The 16170-nt window shown below is 71.3% G+C and carries 13 protein-coding genes; 2 read left to right on the top strand and 11 right to left on the bottom strand.

Features of this window, described 5'->3' with window-relative positions; translation table 11 throughout:
• Positions 1-29: 29 nt before the first annotated feature.
• The 3 genes from ACSURM_RS24305 to proB all read right to left on the bottom strand — a co-directional run bounded on the left by ACSURM_RS24305 (position 30) and on the right by proB (position 3181).
• Positions 30-1316 carry a glutamate-5-semialdehyde dehydrogenase gene (locus ACSURM_RS24305; protein ID WP_436957883.1) on the bottom strand — a complete coding sequence of 429 codons (1287 nt, stop codon included), beginning with the start codon at positions 1314-1316 and terminating at the stop codon, positions 30-32.
• Positions 1317-1462: 146 nt separating this feature from the next.
• Positions 1463-1888, bottom strand: a complete 426-nt coding sequence (locus ACSURM_RS24300) for a hypothetical protein (protein WP_030777314.1) — start codon at positions 1886-1888, stop codon at positions 1463-1465.
• Between the two features lie 186 nt (positions 1889-2074).
• Positions 2075-3181: a glutamate 5-kinase gene (proB, locus tag ACSURM_RS24295; RefSeq protein ID WP_436961173.1), complete on the bottom strand. Its 1107-nt coding sequence runs from the start codon at positions 3179-3181 to the stop codon at positions 2075-2077.
• A gap of 255 nt (positions 3182-3436) precedes the next feature.
• Here proB and ACSURM_RS24290 point away from each other — a divergent pair, with 255 nt between their 5' ends.
• Positions 3437-4192, top strand: coding sequence for a hypothetical protein (locus ACSURM_RS24290; protein WP_436957882.1), 756 nt, complete (start codon positions 3437-3439; stop codon positions 4190-4192).
• An 87-nt stretch (positions 4193-4279) separates the two neighbouring features.
• On the opposite strand, the gene ACSURM_RS24285 is transcribed toward ACSURM_RS24290, so the two are convergent.
• The 3 genes from ACSURM_RS24285 to ACSURM_RS24275 are packed head-to-tail and all read right to left on the bottom strand — an operon-like array spanning position 4280 to position 10562.
• The gene (locus tag ACSURM_RS24285) at positions 4280-5425 is read right to left on the bottom strand and encodes a glycosyltransferase family 4 protein (RefSeq protein ID WP_436957881.1); all 1146 of its coding nucleotides are present in this window, start codon (positions 5423-5425) and stop codon (positions 4280-4282) included.
• Complete coding sequence (locus tag ACSURM_RS24280) at positions 5422-8295, bottom strand: bifunctional glycosyltransferase/CDP-glycerol:glycerophosphate glycerophosphotransferase (protein WP_436957880.1); 2874 nt, start codon at positions 8293-8295, stop codon at positions 5422-5424. The genes ACSURM_RS24285 and ACSURM_RS24280 overlap by 4 nt, the downstream gene beginning before the upstream one ends.
• Before the next feature lie 8 nt (positions 8296-8303).
• Positions 8304-10562, bottom strand: coding sequence for a bifunctional glycosyltransferase/CDP-glycerol:glycerophosphate glycerophosphotransferase (locus ACSURM_RS24275; protein WP_436957879.1), 2259 nt, complete (start codon positions 10560-10562; stop codon positions 8304-8306).
• Between the two features lie 258 nt (positions 10563-10820).
• Here ACSURM_RS24275 and galE point away from each other — a divergent pair, with 258 nt between their 5' ends.
• Positions 10821-11792, top strand: a complete 972-nt coding sequence (gene galE, locus ACSURM_RS24270; protein ID WP_436957878.1) for a UDP-glucose 4-epimerase GalE — start codon at positions 10821-10823, stop codon at positions 11790-11792.
• Between the two features lie 82 nt (positions 11793-11874).
• Here the strand turns inward: galE and obgE are convergent, their stop codons facing one another.
• The 5 genes from obgE to ACSURM_RS24245 form a co-directional block, all read right to left on the bottom strand.
• A complete protein-coding gene (gene obgE, locus ACSURM_RS24265; RefSeq protein WP_436957877.1) occupies positions 11875-13320 on the bottom strand; it encodes a GTPase ObgE in 1446 nt (481 codons plus the stop codon).
• Positions 13321-13459: 139 nt separating this feature from the next.
• Positions 13460-13714, bottom strand: coding sequence for a 50S ribosomal protein L27 (gene rpmA, locus ACSURM_RS24260; RefSeq protein ID WP_030605064.1), 255 nt, complete (start codon positions 13712-13714; stop codon positions 13460-13462).
• A 14-nt stretch (positions 13715-13728) separates the two neighbouring features.
• Positions 13729-14049: a 50S ribosomal protein L21 gene (gene rplU, locus ACSURM_RS24255; protein WP_028422127.1), complete on the bottom strand. Its 321-nt coding sequence runs from the start codon at positions 14047-14049 to the stop codon at positions 13729-13731.
• A gap of 193 nt (positions 14050-14242) precedes the next feature.
• Positions 14243-15304, bottom strand: coding sequence for an iron-containing alcohol dehydrogenase family protein (locus ACSURM_RS24250; protein ID WP_436957876.1), 1062 nt, complete (start codon positions 15302-15304; stop codon positions 14243-14245).
• Positions 15292-16044 (bottom strand): sugar phosphate nucleotidyltransferase, encoded by a 753-nt coding sequence (locus tag ACSURM_RS24245; protein ID WP_436957875.1) that lies wholly within the window; start codon positions 16042-16044, stop codon positions 15292-15294. The genes ACSURM_RS24250 and ACSURM_RS24245 overlap by 13 nt, the downstream gene beginning before the upstream one ends.
• Positions 16045-16170: the final 126 nt, after the last annotated feature.

Below are 16170 nucleotides of genomic sequence, written 5' to 3'. Positions count from 1 at the left end.
CCGGGTGCGCTCGGCCGGACGGGTGAACGTCAGCGGCGTACGTGCCCGTCGCCGGTGACGATGTACTTGGTGCTGGTCAGCTCCGGCAGCCCCATCGGGCCGCGGGCGTGCAGCTTCTGGGTGGAGATGCCGATCTCGGCGCCGAAGCCGAACTGGCCGCCGTCGGTGAAGCGGGTGGAGGCGTTCACGGCGACGGTGGTGGAGTCGACCAGCTGGGTGAAGCGGCGGGCGGCCTGCTGGGAGGTGGTGACGATGGCCTCGGTGTGGCCGGAGGTCCACAGCCGGATGTGCTCGACGGCCTTGTCCAGCGAGTCGACCACCGCGGCGGCGATGTCGTAGGAGAGGTACTCCGTCTCCCAGTCCTCGGGGGTGGCCTCGACCGCGGTGACCTTGGAGTCCTTGGCGTAGGCCAGGACCCGGTCGTCGGCGTGGACGGTGACCCCGGCCTCGGCGAGGGCGTCGAGGGCGCGGGGCAGGAACTCGGGGGCGATGTCCTGGTGGACGAGGAGGGTCTCGGCGGCGTTGCAGACGCTGACCCGCTGGGCCTTGGAGTTGATCAGGATCTCGACGGCCGTGTCGATGTCGGCCTGGGCGTCGACGTACACGTGGCAGTTGCCGGTGCCGGTCTCGATCACGGGGACCGTGGACTCGTTGACCACGGTCCGGATCAGGGAGGCGCCTCCGCGCGGGATGAGGACGTCGACCAGGCCGCGGGCGCGCATCAGCTCGCGGACGGAGTCGCGGCTCTCGCCGGGCACGAGCTGGACGGCGTCGGCGGGGAGCCCGGCGCCGCCGACGGCGTCGCGGATCACCCGGACGAGGGCGGTGTTGGACTCGTAGGCGGAGGCGGAGCCGCGCAGCAGGACGGCGTTGCCGGACTTCAGGCACAGGGCCGCCGCGTCGACGGTCACGTTCGGGCGGGCCTCGTAGATGATGCCGACGACGCCGAGCGGCACGCGGACCTGACGCAGGTCGATGCCGTTGGGCAGGGTGGAGCCGCGGACCACCTCGCCGACGGGGTCGGGCAGCTTGGCCACGTCGCGGACGTCGGAGGCGATGGCGCGGACCCGCTCGGGGGTGAGGGTGAGCCGGTCGACGATGGCCTCGCTGGTGCCGTTCTCCCGGGCCTTGGCCACGTCCTTGGCGTTGGCCTCGATGATCTCGGCGGTCCGGACCTCCAGCGCGTCGGCGATGGCGAGCAGCGCGTCGTCCTTCACGGCGCGCGGGAGCGGCGCGAGGTCGGCGGCGGCGGCCTTGGCCCGGTAGGCGGCCTGGGTGACCGGGGACATCGAGTCGTACGGCGAGAGCGTGGTCATGGGGGAAGGGTAGTGCGCGGGGCGCCGCGGTTCAGCGGTCGTCCCACACCCCGAGACACCCCAAAAGGGATGAACCCCTCCCCTCCCCCGGGCCACCACCTGGTGCACCCTGGGCCCGCCGACGCCCTGGAGCGACGGCTCCCCGCTCAGAACGGATGCACGCCCACCGGTGTCGCCGGTGGCGGGCCGTAGCCCTCGGCGATGCGGTGGTGGTAGGTCTCGCGGTCGATGACCTCCAGGCCGACGATCTCCCAGGCCGGCAGGCCGGCGGTCTGCCGGTGCTCGCCCCACAGGCGCAGCGCCACCGCGGCGGCGTCGTGCAGGTCGCGGGCCTCTTCCCAGTACCGGATCTCCGCGTGGTCGGTCGCGTATCTGCTGGTCAGCAGGAAGGGGTGGTCGTGGGCGAGCTGTTCCAGGGCCCGCCGCAGTTCCGGCAGCGGAACCTTTTCGCCGGAGACGCTCAGGGTGACGTGCCACAGCCTGGGCAGGTCCCTGGGTTCCTCGTAGGTGTCCCCGGCCGCGACGCTCGTCAGAGCACCGCGGGACGCCGCCCCCGGGCGCACTCGTCTCACGACGGCCTCCTTCACGCATGGCCGGCAAGGCCGTATGGCTCGCTTGGCCCCTTGACGGAACGTGTTCCCTTCAACATGTTCCCGAGACAAAGTTGAGCAGGCCGCCGGGCTTCGCGTGGGGGTTTTACGGAACGTCCCCCACCGGGGGCGTTCCGTACGCTCCGCTTTACGAGTGGTTTGCGAGCGTCACACGTGCAGGAGCACCAGGTCGTCCCTGTGTACGACCTCGCGTTCGTACGCGGCCCCCAGCTCACGCGCCAGCTCACGCGTCGAACGCCCGATCAGCAGGGGGATCTCCTTGGCGTCGAAGTTGACGAGCCCCCGGGCCACCGCGCGGCCCCGCGCGTCGCGCAGCTCGACGGGGTCGCCGGCGCTGAACTCGCCCTCCACGGCGGCGATTCCGGCGGGCAGCAGCGACTTGCGCCCGTTCACGACCGCGTCCACCGCGCCGTCGTCCAGGGTGAGGGCGCCCTGCGGGGTGGAGGCGTGCTGGAGCCACAGGAGCCGGTCGGCGGAGCGCTTGCCGGTGGGGTGGAAGTAGGTCCCGGTGTCGCCGCCGGCCAGTGCCTCGGCCGCGTGCACGGCGCTGGTGAGCACGACCGGGATCCCGGCGGCGGCGGCGATCCGCGCGGCCTCCACCTTGGTGACCATGCCGCCGGTGCCGACGCCGGCCTTGCCCGCGCTGCCGATCTCGACGCCCGCGAGGTCCCGCGGGCCCCTCACCTCCGCTATCCGGGAGGTGCCGGGCCGGCTGGGGTCGCCGTCGTAGACGCCGTCGACGTCGGAGAGGAGGACGAGCAGGTCGGCGTGGACGAGGTGGGCGACGAGCGCGGCGAGGCGGTCGTTGTCGCCGAAGCGGATCTCGTCGGTGGCGACCGTGTCGTTCTCGTTGACGATCGGGAAGGCGCCCATCGCGAGCAGTTCGTCGAGGGTGCGGGAGGCGTTGCGGTGGTGGGCGCGGCGGCTCATGTCGTCGCTGGTGAGCAGGATCTGGCCGACGCGGACGCCGTAGCGGGCGAAGGAGGCGGTGTAGCGGGCGACGAGCAGGCCCTGGCCGACGCTGGCGGCGGCCTGCTGGCGGGCGAGGTCCTTGGGGCGGCGGCGCAGGCCGAGCGGGGCGAGACCGGCGGCGATGGCGCCGGAGGAGACCAGGACGATCTCCCGCTCGCCCCCGCCGCGGCTCTTGGCGAGGACGTCCACGAGGGCGTCCACGCGGTCGGCGTCCAGGCCGCCCTCGGCGGTGGTCAGCGACGACGAACCCACCTTGACGACGATCCTGCGGGCCTCGCCCACGGCCTGCCTTGCCCTTGCCACGGTGCCTTCCGTTCCCTCGCGCGCTGTCCGGCTGCCTGTTCCGGCAATCTACGCGAAGCCGTGTGGATGGTGCGCCCGGGTCCGGAGGATGGACAGCGGCGGACCCGCTCGCCGGCAAGGCGTGCGGTCGCCGGCTGTGGCCGATTCTGCACCGTCCGGCGCCGCGCGGTCGTCCCTTTTTCGGGCGCGGCACCGCCGTGGGCCGCTGCCGCCGCTCCGGCGCGGTCTGGGACCATGGGGCCCATGCGGCAAACGGGTTCGACATGTGCGACGGGTTCGAGGCGTGCCGCCGTGGGGGCGGTCTGTGGTGCGCTGGCCGTCATCTCCCTCGCGGGGTGCGGGACTTCGGGCCACGGCAAGCCGGCCGCTCACGCCCGGACGGACGACACGCGGCCACGGCACACGCCGTCGAAGCGGATCCCCGGTGTCGGGGACCGGCTGTGGGACCGGATACCGGCGGACTCCCGTCAGGTGGTCGTCGTGTACGGCGCGGGCAGGAACTCCCCCGACTCGGCCGTCGCCCTCTTCGGCAAGCACGGCTCGGTGTGGAAGCAGGAGCGTTCCTGGTCCGGGCACAACGGCCGGAGAGGCTGGACGACGGACCACCACGAGGGGGACCAGCGCAGTCCGGTGGGCGTGTTCACGCTGACCGACGCGGGCGGGGTGAACGCCGCGCCGGACGCCAGGCTGCCCTACACCAGGTCCGCGGCCTTCCAGGCGCCCCACTACTGGAAGAAGTCGTCCTGGCACGACTTCGACTACGTCATCGCCATCGACTACAACCGCGTGAAGGGCACCGCGCCCAACGATCCGACCCGGCCGCTGGGGCAGTCGAAGGGCGGCGGCATCTGGCTGCACGTGGACCACGGCGGCGGGACCTCGGCGTGCGTCAGCCAGTCCGCGTCGGACATGCGGTACCTGCTGCGCACGCTCGACCCGAAGGCGCACCCCGTCGTGGTGATGGGCGACCGGGAGGACCTGAAGGCGTGAGCCGCCCCGGGCCCGGCACCACCCCCGCCGACTACGGCGGAAGGGCCGGCCCGTCACGGGCCGGCCCTTCCGTCGTGCCTGAGGCCGTCAGCGCTCCAGGAACCTGAACAGTTCCTCCCACCGGTCACGGATGACCTTCGGCGAGTACCGCTGGACGTTCTTCCGGGCCAGCTCGCCCATCCGGTCGCGGAGTTCGGCGTCCTCCATCAGCCGGCCGAGCTTCTGGGCGAGTTCGGGCACGTTTCCGGGGCGGGCCAGGAGGCCGTCCTCCTCGTCGCGGACGATCTCGCGCACGCCCGGCGCGCAGTCGAAGGCCGCGCACGGCACCGCGCAGGCCATCGCCTCCAGCAGAGCCAGCGGGAAGCCCTCGCCCCGGGAGGACTGGACGAACACCGACGCCCCGCGCAGCGCGCCGGCGACGTCGTCCGTCTGGCCGGCCCACTCCACCCGGTCGTCCAGGCCGAGCCGGGTGCACTGGGCGCGCAGCGCCTCCTCGTCGGGGCCGGAGCCGTAGATCCTCAGGAGCCAGTCGGGGTGCTTCGGCGCCGCTTCCGCCCACACGTCCAGGAGCATGTCGATGCCCTTCTGGTGCCCCAGCCGGCCGATGCTCGCGACCACCTTCTCGGTGCGCTCGGAGGGGACCTCCGGCATCATCGGCAGCGGGTTGGGCATGTACCCGACGTTGTTCATGCCCCGGCCGATCCACAGGTCGGCGTCCTCGCGGGTCAGCAGCAGCAGGCGGTCGACGTTCTTGTAGTACCGCTCGACGCGCCCGAAGCGGGAGGAGCCGCGCGAGTACTCGTACGACTCGTGGCTCATGCCGATGACCGGGTGGCCCGCGGTGTCCGCGAGCGCGACCCACTCCATGGCCCACACCTGGGTCACGATGATCATCGCCCCGGGCCGGGCGGCCCGGAAGATCGCGGACAGCCGGTCGGCGGCCGCCCGCATGCTCTCCTCGCGCGCGGCCTCGCGGCGCCGGGCCGGGAGGTTGGCCCGGTCCAGCAGGCCGCGGGCCTGCCAGCGGCCGCGCGGACGCTCGTCGTAGAGCGTCACGGTGGTGAAGGGCGGGTTGTCGCCGAGGTCCATGGGCACCTCGGGCGGCGCGATGCCGACGATGGTGACCCGGTGGCCCTCCGCGGCGAACAGTTCGGCCATCAGCGCCTGCCAACGGGCCACTCCGCCGAGTTCGTTGACCTCGTTGGCCACGAAAATGATGTCACGCTGTGTCATCGGGCGTCTCCCCGGTTTCCGAAGAAGCGATCGACGATCTGGGCGGCGGCGTCGCCGCGGTCGTACTCGCCGTACTGGGCCACGAATTCCTTGAGGCGCGCCTCCTGTTCGGAAGCGAGGGTGTCCAGGCCCTCCAGGACGCCGAAGAGGTCCTCCGCCGTGTGGACGACGGGACCGGGGGCCTCCTGCGACAGGTCGAAGTACGTCCCGCGGCTGTTGTCGACGTACTCCTCCCAGTCGTAGGTGAAGAACACCATGGGGCGCTGGAGCAGCGCGTAGTCGAACATCACCGAGGAGTAGTCGGTGATGAGCGCGTCCGCGAGCAGCATGACCGGGGTGATGTCCGGCTCGCCGCTGACGTTGACGACCCGGCCCGCCACGGAGGGCGGCAGCGTGACGTTGTTCAGGTAGTGCGTCCGCACCAGCAGGGTGAAGCGGTCGCCGAAGCGGTCGGCGAACTCGTCGACGTCGAACGGGAACTCGAACTTCTTGACCTTGCCGTTCTGCTCCCGGAACGTCGGGGCGTACAGCACCACCGGGCGGTCCAGGCGGATGCCGAGGCGCTCGGCGAGCTCCCGGGCCGCCGGGTCGAGGGTGCCGGCGTCCTTGGCCCGGACGAGCGCGTCGTTGCGCGGGTAGCCGGTGCGCAGGAGCCTGTCCTCGGTGATCCGGTAGGCCGGGGCGAGGGTCCGCTCGTCGTGCCGGCCGCGCACCACGAAGTAGTCGAACCGGTCGATCGCCTCCTGGTAGGCGCGCTGCTCGTGCTCCGGCTTGATGCGGTACTTCGGCTCGTCGAATCCCATCCGCTTCAGGGCGGAGCCGTGCCAGGTCTGGATGTACGTGGTCTCCGGGCGCTTGTTCAGCTTCAGCGGGAAGCCCTGGTTGTCGACCCAGAACTCGGCCTGTGCCAGCGCCCTGAGGTAGGGCCAGGACCAGCGGCGCACCAGTTCGACGTCGTCCGGGAAGCCCGTGGGACGCTCACCGGCGTAGGACCAGATGGCGTGGAAGGGCACGTTGCGGCGGCGCATCTCCTCGTAGATGGCCCGCGGGCTGTCGCTGTACTGCTTGCCGAGGTGGCTCTCGAAGACGACCGTGCCCTTGCGGACCGGCAGCAGCCGGATCATGCGGTGGTAGGTCTCGATCTTCCGCGGGCCGGAGTGCAGGTCCTTGCGCGCCTTGACGGCCTTGCGCACCATCTTCTTGGCCATCGCGGCGGGCGGGCTCTGCAGGTTGCGCCGCACCAGCGTCGTGGTGCGCTGGGCGAGCGTGCCGTGCTGGGCGAGCCGGAAGGCCAGGTGGCCCTTGGCCGAGGCGTGCGGCACGAGGCGGTCGGCCGTCATCCGGCCGAGCCGGGGACGGACCCGGACCACGCCGGCGTCCTCCAGCGCGGTCTGGCCGACGGTGAGCCGGCTGGTGGCCTGGACGCCGTCGACGGTCAGGTAGAGGCGTACGTCCCACACTTCGTCGACGATGCCGAGGGGGCGGAACTTCGCCGCCAGGGGCACGGTGGCCTGCCACGCCACCGACTCGCCCTCGTGCTGGAGGCTCTGCACCGGGAAGCGGAACGTCTGCAGGCTCCGGCGGCGGGCGCGGAACTCCAGCTCGGCCTTCAGCTCCGCCCCCGGCGGGATCACCCCGAGCGGGTTGACGACCGCGCCGGACACCTTGATGCCCGCGGGGTTCTCCGCGTAGGAGGTCACCTGGTTGCGCAGCCACATGCGCTGGACCGGCCGGGTGTGGTAGCCGAGGTCGGTCACGTCGAGGATCTTGCGGGCCAGCGGGTCGTCGAGGTGCTCCGCGCACCAGTAGACCCGGCCGTCGCGCTCGGCCAGCGGGCTGGAGACCTTGCGCGGGTTGATGAGGGTGTCGATCGCCGGGGTGAGGTTCTTCCAGTCCTCCTGCAGCAGCAGGTAGGCGCAGAGCCGGTGGACCGGGGACAGCTCCTCGTAGGCCTCCGGGGAGAAGCCCTGGATGTAACCGCGGGCCAGCTCGGCGAACCGGTGGCGGTAGTCGTCGTCCAGGAAGGGCAGGTCGCGCAGGTACAGCACGAGGTCGTGCTTGAGGAACTTGCGGTCCTTGTGGAGCTTCAGCTCCGTCTGGCCCATCTCGTCGAGGACGCGGTCGATCCGGCGGTGGATCTCCACGCGGTCGGCGAAGTTGTTGATCTCGTGGCGCCGGTTGCTGATCGACTTGGCGGCGGCCTTCTCCACGACGTTCCAGTGGTAGACCGTGTTCGGGATCAGGGTGATCCGGGAGGCGGCCAGGTAGGCCTGCGCGGAGAAGAGCAGGTCCTCGTAGTGGATGCCCTTGGGGAAGGTCAGGCCGCTGTCCAGCAGGAACTCACGCCGGTAGCACTTGTTCGTCGACAGGGTGTCGAAGACCATCAGGTCCGGTATCTCGGCGACCGAGTCGAAGGTGCGGGTCTCCCGGTAGAGCCACGGGTACCACTTGACCTTCTTGCCGTTGCGGCTGTCCGTGTGGACGCGCAGGCAGAGCCCGGAGACCAGGTCGGCCCCCGTGCTCTCGGCGGCGTCGAGCATGTTGCGGCAGGCGTTCAGCTCCAGGGTGTCGTCGCTGTCCAGGAACATCACGTAACGGCCGCGGGCGACGGCGATGCCCTGGTTGCGCGGCTCGCCGCAGCCGCCGCTGTTCTCCGGCAGCTGGATGGCGCGCACCCGGTCCGAGCGGGCGGCCAGCTGCTGCGCGACCTCGAAGGAGCCGTCGGTGGAGCAGTCATCGGCGATGATGACCTCGACATTGCGCAGCGTCTGGTCCAGGACCGACTGCACGGCGGTCGGAAGGCGTGCCGCGTCGTTGTAGACGATGACGACGACGCTGATGTCGGGCGTTGTGTCGGGTTGCTGGGACACTGCAGCGGCTACCTCTGGCTCGTGTGGGTGGATATCAGGGCCGACGCGTCGCGGGACGGCTCCGGCGGCGGGGCGGGGGTCCGCTCGTCCAGTGGGACGACCGGCGGCAGATCCCCGAGTTCCTCTCCGAGGAAGATGTGGCGTACCACACGCTCCGCCGCACGACCGTCGTCGAAGTCGCAGAAGCGGCGACGGAACCGGTCGCGTGCCCGGGCGGCCCGCTCCCCGCGCCAGGCGCCGGAACAGAGTACTTCGGCCAGTTCCTCCTCGGTGGCGGCCACCGCCCCCGGCCCCTCGGTGCGCACGTCGAAGTACGTGCCGCGCACGACGGAGTAGGTCTCCCAGTCGTCGGCGTGGACGACGATCGGCCGGTCCAGGTTGGCGTAGTCGAACATCGCCGAGGAGTAGTCCGTGACCAGGCAGTCGGCGGCGAGGTAGAGACGCTCGACCGCGGGGTGGTCGGACACATCGATGATCCGGTCCGCCGAGCGCCACGCGGCCGGCCGCTCGGCCCGGCGGTCGTCGGGGTGGACCCGCACGAGCAGCACCGCGTCCGGCCCGAGCCGCCCGGCCAGCCTCACCAGGTCCAGCCGCGGCTCGAAGCCGGGCCGGTACTCGCGGCGCGTCGGCATGTACAGGAAGGCCGTCACGCGCTCGCCCAGTCCGAGTTCGCGACGGGCCTCGCGCACGTCCTCGGCGGTGGAGTTGAGCAGGACGTCGTTGCGCGGGTAGCCGGTGGCCAGGGAGGTGTACGAGCAGGGGTACGCCCGCTGCCACACGGCGCTGGAGAAGTGGTTGGAGACGAGGCTGAAGTTCCAGCGGTCGCTGCGCCGCAGCAGCGCGGCGAAGTCGGTGCCCGCCGCGGCCGGGTACTGCCGCCGGTCCAGCCCCATGGTCTTCAGCGGGGTGCCGTGGTGGGTCTGCACATGGATCTGGCCCGGCCGGCGCACCACGGCGTCCGGGAAGTTCGTGTTGCTGACCAGATAGGTGGCGCGGGCGAGGGCGGCCCAGTACTCGCGCGACCCGGTCCGGACGACGTCGACGCCCTCGGGCACCTGGTCCACGGCGTCCGGGCGGACGGCCCACACCCGGCGGACGTGGGGGGCGCGGCGGGCGAGCTCGGCGTCGATGGCCGCCGGGTTGCAGGACACGCCGCTGCCGCCGTAGGAGGAGAACACCGCCAGGTTCTCGTCGAGCGGCAGTCTCAGCTGGTGCCGGTAGTCGAGGCTCAGCGCGGTGCGTCTGGTGCGGCCGAGGGTGGTGCGCGCGTAGCCGGTCGCCTTGGCGCGGAGCTTCACGACGGCCTTGGCGCCCACCAGGCCGGCGTAGGCGTCGCGCTCCAGCAGCGCGTACTTCTTGCCGCGGGAACCGGCCGGCTTGCGGAAGCCGGCGGGCATCCGGGCCCGGTAGTCGGCGGCGGCGCGGTGGAAGAACTCGGCCCGCGCGTCCCGCGGCAGCCGGCCGGGGCGCTCCAGGATCGCCAGGTAGTGGTCGACCATCTTGCGGAACAGCGGCGCGCGCCACTGCTCGGCGTCCGCGCGGGTGTCGAGGAACTCGAAGACGCGGCGGTACTGCTCGAAGATGTCGAAGTGCTTGCGGCTGACGGTGGCGAGGATGTTGCCGCCCTCGCGCCGCTGCCGGTACAGCAGGCAGACACGGTCCAGCACGGCGATGCGCTCGGCGCTGATCAGGGAGCGGAACGTCCACAGGGCGTCTTCGTAGTAGCCCGGCGGGAAGGTGAGGCCCTCGCGGGCGACGAACTCCCGGCGGTAGGCCTTGTTGCAGACGATCTGGAGCAGGTTCAGCAGCTGCGGACGCTCGGCGAGGGAGAACACCCCCGGGCCGGCCTCCGCGAGCAGGGCCGCTCTCTGGTTCGGGCGTATCTCGCCGTCCCAGTAGGTGCGCACGTAGTCGTAGATCAGTACGTCGGGATCACCGGCGGCCGTCAGCCGCTCCGCTATCGCGCCGAGCGCGCCCGGCGCCAAGGTGTCGTCACTGTCCAGGAACAGGACGTAGTCGCCGCGCGCCGATTCCAGGGCGGCATTGCGCGCCCGTCCGAGGCCCACGTTCTCCATGAGGTGGATCACACGAATGCGATCGTCCCGGGCGGCGTACTCGTCCAGGAGGGCGCCGGAGCCGTCCGGGGAGCGGTCGTCGACGGCGACGATCTCGAAGTCCTGGTAGTCCTGCCGGAGGACCGACTCAAGGCACTCTGCGAGGTAGCCCTGCACGTTGTAGACGGGGACGACGAGAGAGAGCCTTGGCATCCTTAGCAACCTGTCTCCGTGGCGGACTTTGACGACGCGATCGGCCGGCACATGCGGCCATCGCCGACCCGAGTGCACACCGTCCATCAGCGTAGAGGATTAACAGGTTGTTTCCGTCGGGGCCACTTGTCATCTTACCGACAGTCACCGCGACGGCATTGCCGCATTGATCCGCATAGACCCGGATTCGCCCGATTCGATTTTTCCGGGACCGGGAGCCAGGCTGAACAGACTGACCGCCGCTGTGAAGAGGTGACGATGAGCTGGCTGGTAACTGGTGGCGCCGGATATATCGGTGCGCACGTGGTACGCACCCTGATCCAGGGTGGTGAGGAGACCATTGTCTACGACGACCTCTCCACCGGCAGCGCCGACCGCGTGCCCGAGGGCACCCCGCTCGTCGTCGGCAGCGTGCTGGACGCCGACAAGCTGGAGCGGACGATCCGTGACCACCAGGTGACCGGCGTGGTGCACATCGCGGCCAAGAAGCAGGTGGGCGAGTCCGTCGAGCGGCCGCTGCACTACTACCGGGAGAACGTCACCGGCCTGCAGACCCTGCTGGAGGTCATGACCGCCACCGGCGTCGACCGCATCGTCTTCTCCTCCTCCGCCGCGGTGTACGGCATGCCGGACGTGGACCTCGTCACCGAGGACACCCCCTGCGCGCCCATGAGCCCGTACGGCGAGAGCAAGCTGATCGGCGAGTGGCTGATCTCCGCCGCCGCCCGGGCGCACGGACTGCGCGCCGCCTCCCTGCGCTACTTCAACGTGGCCGGGGCGGCCGAGCCCGCGCTCTCCGACACCGGTGTCTTCAACCTCATCCCCATGGTCTTCGAGCGGCTGGAGGCCGGCGCGGCGCCGCGGATCTTCGGCGACGACTACGCCACGCCCGACGGCACCTGCGTACGCGACTACATCCACGTGCAGGACATCGCCGGCGCGCACCTGGCCGCCGCCCGCCGCCTCACCGACGCCGAGGCGGGCACGTCCCTGGTCCTCAACATCGGCCGCGGCGAGGGCAGCTCGGTGCGCGAGATGGTGGACCGCATCCTGAAGGTCACCGGCCGCCAGGACGTGCGGCCCGAGGTCACCGAGCGCCGCCCCGGCGACCCGGCCCGCGTGGTGGCCTCCGCCGACCGCATCCGGCGCGAGCTCGGCTGGAGCGCCGAACACGACCTGGACGACATGATCGAGTCGGCCTGGCAGGGCTGGCGGCACCGCCACCCGTGAACGCGAACGGGCGGCGCCGCTCGGCGCCGCCCCGGGGCGTCACCGCCCCCGCCGGTCCACGACCGGCACCGCTCGAACCGCTTTAGAACGGCTCGAAGTCGTCGAACTCCCGCTGCGCCTCGTCGTGCTCGGCCTGCTTGTCCCGGCGGCGCTGGGCCGCGGGGCGGGGCGCGTCGAAGCGGTGGTCCTCGCCGCGGCGGCCGAGCATCTCCGCGCCGGACATGACGGTCGGCTCCCAGTCGAAGACGACCGCGTTCTCCTCGGGGCCGATGGCGACGCCGTCGCCCGCGCGGGCGCCCGCCTTCATCAGCTGCTCCTCCACACCGAGACGGTTCAGCCGGTCGGCGAGGTAGCCGACGGCCTCGTCATTGTTGAAGTCGGTCTGGCGGACCCAGCGCTCGGGCTTCTCGCCGCGCACCCGGAACAGCGGCTCGCCGCCGGTGTCCTCGCGGACGACGGTGAAGCCCGCGTCGTCCACGGCCTTGGGCCGGATGACGATCCGGGTCGCCTCCTCCTTCGGCTTCGCCGCGCGCGCATTGGCGACCAGCTCACCGAGGGCGAAGGTCAGCTCGCGCAGACCGGTGTGGGCCACCGCCGACACCTCGAAGACGCGGTAGCCGCGGGCCTCCAGGTCGGGGCGGACCATCTCGGCGAGGTCCTTGCCGTCCGGCACGTCGATCTTGTTCAGGACGACGATGCGGGGCCGGTTGTCCAGGCCGCCGTACTCCCGCAGCTCGGCCTCGATGACGTCGAGGTCGGAGACCGGGTCGCGGTCGGACTCCAGCGTGGCGGTGTCCAGCACGTGCACCAGCACGCTGCACCGCTCCACGTGCCGCAGGAACTCCAGGCCGAGGCCGCGGCCCTGGCTGGCGCCGGGGATGAGACCGGGCACGTCGGCGATGGTGTAGACGGTGGAGCCCGCGGTCACCACGCCGAGGTTCGGGACCAGCGTCGTGAACGGGTAGTCGGCGATCTTCGGCTTGGCCGCGCTGAGCACGGAGATCAGCGAGGACTTGCCGGCGCTCGGGTAGCCGACGAGGGCCACGTCCGCGACCGTCTTCAGCTCCAGGACGATGTCGTGGAGGTCGCCGGGCTCGCCGAGCAGCGCGAAGCCGGGCGCCTTGCGGCGGGCGGAGGCCAGCGCCGCGTTGCCGAGGCCGCCCCGGCCGCCCTGCGCGGCGATGTACGAGGTGCCGTGGCCGACCAGGTCGGCGAGCACGTTGCCCGCCTTGTCCAGGACGACCGTGCCGTCCGGCACCGGCAGGACCAGGTCCTGGCCGTCCTTGCCGGAGCGGTTGCCGCCCTCGCCCGGCTTGCCGTTGGTGGCCTTGCGGTGCGGGGAGTGGTGGTAGTCCAGCAGCGTCGTCACCGACTGGTCGACGGTCAGGATGACGTCGCCGCCCCTGCCGCCGTTGCCGCCGTCGGGGCCGCCGAGCGGCTTGAACTTCTCACGGTGGACGGAGGCACAGCCGTGGCCTCCGTTACCCGCGGCGACGTGCAGTTCGACGCGGTCCACGAAGGTGGTCATGGTGGGGTGCCTCCAAAAGACGAGCGGGGTTTTACCTGTGTTAACACGCGAAAGGCGGACCCGCCTTCCCGCCCGGGAAGTGAGGTCCGCCTCGCGAAAGCGTTCAGCGCTGAATCAGGCGATCAGACGATCTGGTGATTCAGGCGACCGGAACGATGTTCACGACCTTGCGGCCGCGGTGGGTACCGAACTCCACCGCACCGGCCTGCAGGGCGAACAGCGTGTCGTCGCCGCCACGGCCGACACCGGCGCCGGGGTGGAAGTGGGTGCCGCGCTGGCGGACCAGGATCTCGCCCGCGCTCACGACCTGACCGCCGAAGCGCTTCACGCCGAGCCGCTGGGCATTGGAGTCGCGACCGTTCCGGGTGGACGATGCGCCCTTCTTGTGTGCCATTTCTCCTCAGTCCCTTACTTCGCAGCCGTGGGGATCGACGTGACCTTGATCGCCGTGTACTGCTGGCGGTGACCCTGCCGACGACGGTAACCGGTCTTGTTCTTGTAGCGCAGAATGTCGATCTTCTGGCCCTTGTGGTGGTCCACGACCTCGGCCTGGACCTTGATGCCGGCCAGGACCCACGGGTCGCTGGTCACGGAGTCGCCGTCGACAACGAGCAGGGTCGAGAGCTCGACCGTGTCGCCAACCTTGGCGGTGGAAATCTTGTCAACCTCAACGATGTCGCCGACAGCAACCTTGTGCTGGCGACCACCGCTGCGCACGATGGCGTACACGCGGATCTCACTTTCGCTCGTTCAAGAACCGGCACCCCCGCAGGCCAGCCGCCCAGAAACACCACAGACGACCTCTCCCGGCCAACCGCGTCGCCCGGGAGGAAGAGGTTTACGGGGATGTGGCGTGTTCAATGGACACGCCGACGGTCCAGGGTACGGGGCCACGGCCAGAGGGGTCAAACCGGGCCACGGCTCAGGACGCGACCGCGGCGGCGTACTCCGCGTACGCCTCCTCGATGCCCTTCGGCGACAGCTCCAGGTGCTCCAGGACGGTGTAGCGGCCCGGCCGGGTCTCCGGGGCCAGGCGGACGGCCCGGACGAACTCGTCGTCGCCGAAGCCGATGTCCCGCGCCAGCACGGGCAGCCCGTGGCGGCGCAGCACGCCGGCCAGCTGCCGGGCCCCCTCGTGGTCGCCCCGCAGATGCGTGGCGAAGGCGGCCGCGAGGCCCACCTGCTCGCCGTGGCTCGCCGCCCGCTTCGGGTACAGCAGGTCGAGCGCGTGACCGATCTCATGGCAGGCGCCCGAGGAGGGCCGGGTGTGACCGGCGATCGACATGGCGATGCCCGAGAGCACGAGGGCCTCGGAGAGCACGGTGAGGAACCCGTCGTCACCGCAGCCGCCCGGGTGGCGCAGCACGCTCTCACCGGCCTGGCGGGCCATGGCGGCGGCCAGGCCGTCGATCCGCTCCCCCTTGACCCGGTGGGCCAGCTCCCAGTCCGCGACCGCGGAGATGTTGGACAGGGCGTCGCCGATGCCCGACCGCACGAAGCGGATCGGCGCCTCCCGCACCACCGCGAGGTCCACGAGGAGCGCGATGGGCGTGGGCACGCCGTACGAACCCCGGCCGGCGTCGTTGCCCAGTATCGACACGGGCGAGCAGATGCCGTCGTGCGAGAGGTTGGTGGCGACGGCGACCACCGGCAGCCCGATGCGCGCCGCCGCGTACTTCGCGCAGTCGATGACCTTGCCGCCGCCGATGCCCACCACCGCGTCGTACCGGCCGGGCTTCATCTCGTCGGCCAGCCGGATGGCGTCGTCCAGGGTGCCGCCGCCGACCTCGTACCAGGCGGCGCCGGGCAGCGTCGGGGCGATCCGCTCGCGCAGCCGGGCCCCGGAGCCGCCGCTGACCGCGACGGCGAACCGGCCCGAGGGAGAGATCCGCTGGTCGGCGAGGACGCCCGCCAGGCCGTCGAGGGCACCCGGGCGGATGTCCACGACGACCGGCGAGGGGATCAGCCGGCTCAGTACCGGCACGCGATCTCCCGTCCCCGGGCGAGGTCGTCGTGGTTGTCGATCTCGACCCAGTCGACCTCGCCGATCGGCGCCACGTCGATGCGGAAGCCGCGGTCGACCAGCTCCTGGTACCCGTGCTCGTAGAACTGCTGCGGGTCGGTCTCCCAGACCGTCTTCAGCGCGTCCGCCAGCTCCGGCGCCGCGTCGCCCTCGATCAGGGTGACGCCGATGTACTCGCCGGTGGCCTCCGCCGGGTCCATCAGCTTGGTGATCTTCGTCATCCCCTGCGCGGGGTCGACGACGACCTTCATCTCCTCGTCGGCCAGCTTCTTCACCGTGTCCACGGCGAGGATGATCTTCTTGCCCTCGCCCCGGGCGGCCAGCAGCGTCTTCTCCACGGAGACCGGGTGCACGGTGTCACCGTTGGCGAGGATCACCCCGTCACGCAGCGCGTCCCGGCCGCACCACAGGGAGTAGGCGTTGTTCCACTCCTCGGCCTTGTCGTTGTCGATCAGGGTGAGCTTCAGGCCGTACTTCGCCTCCAGCGCCGCCTTGCGCGCGTAGACGGCCTCCTTGCGGTAACCGACGATGACCGCGACCTCGGTCAGCCCGATCTCGGCGAAGTTGCCCAGCGTCAGGTCCAGGACCGTCGGTTCGCCCTCCACACCCTCGGGCCCCACCGGCACCAGTGCCTTGGGCAGCGTGTCGGTGTAGGGGCGCAGACGCCGTCCGGCGCCGGCCGCCAGCACAAGGCCTATCATCGCGGTTTCTCTCCTTTTGGTTCATGTGTGGACCGTCCGTCGCGGTCGGCCGAGGAGCCGTGCGGGGGCGACGGACGGTCGCACGCCGGCCGGGGCCGGCGGGAAAAACGGGTGTGGTCCTGTCCG

The organism is Streptomyces sp. SudanB182_2057, assembly GCF_964272715.1.
Lineage (GTDB): Bacteria > Actinomycetota > Actinomycetes > Streptomycetales > Streptomycetaceae > Streptomyces > Streptomyces rubradiris.
Note: the sequence above shows the minus strand (reverse complement) of the source record. Positions and strands in the feature narration are given on the sequence as shown.

What these genes read in the sequence shown, in the direction of transcription:
- ACSURM_RS24305 (WP_436957883.1), bottom strand. Translation starts at nt 1,316, where the DNA reads ATGACCACGCTCTCGCCGTACGACTCGATGTCCCCGGTCACCCAGGCC.
- ACSURM_RS24290 (WP_436957882.1), top strand. Translation starts at nt 3,437, where the DNA reads ATGGGGCCCATGCGGCAAACGGGTTCGACATGTGCGACGGGTTCGAGG.
- ACSURM_RS24285 (WP_436957881.1), bottom strand. Translation starts at nt 5,425, where the DNA reads ATGACACAGCGTGACATCATTTTCGTGGCCAACGAGGTCAACGAACTC.
- ACSURM_RS24275 (WP_436957879.1), bottom strand. Translation starts at nt 10,562, where the DNA reads ATGCCAAGGCTCTCTCTCGTCGTCCCCGTCTACAACGTGCAGGGCTAC.
- galE (WP_436957878.1), top strand. Translation starts at nt 10,821, where the DNA reads ATGAGCTGGCTGGTAACTGGTGGCGCCGGATATATCGGTGCGCACGTG.
- obgE (WP_436957877.1), bottom strand. Translation starts at nt 13,320, where the DNA reads ATGACCACCTTCGTGGACCGCGTCGAACTGCACGTCGCCGCGGGTAAC.
- rpmA (WP_030605064.1), bottom strand. Translation starts at nt 13,714, where the DNA reads ATGGCACACAAGAAGGGCGCATCGTCCACCCGGAACGGTCGCGACTCC.
- ACSURM_RS24245 (WP_436957875.1), bottom strand. Translation starts at nt 16,044, where the DNA reads ATGATAGGCCTTGTGCTGGCGGCCGGCGCCGGACGGCGTCTGCGCCCC.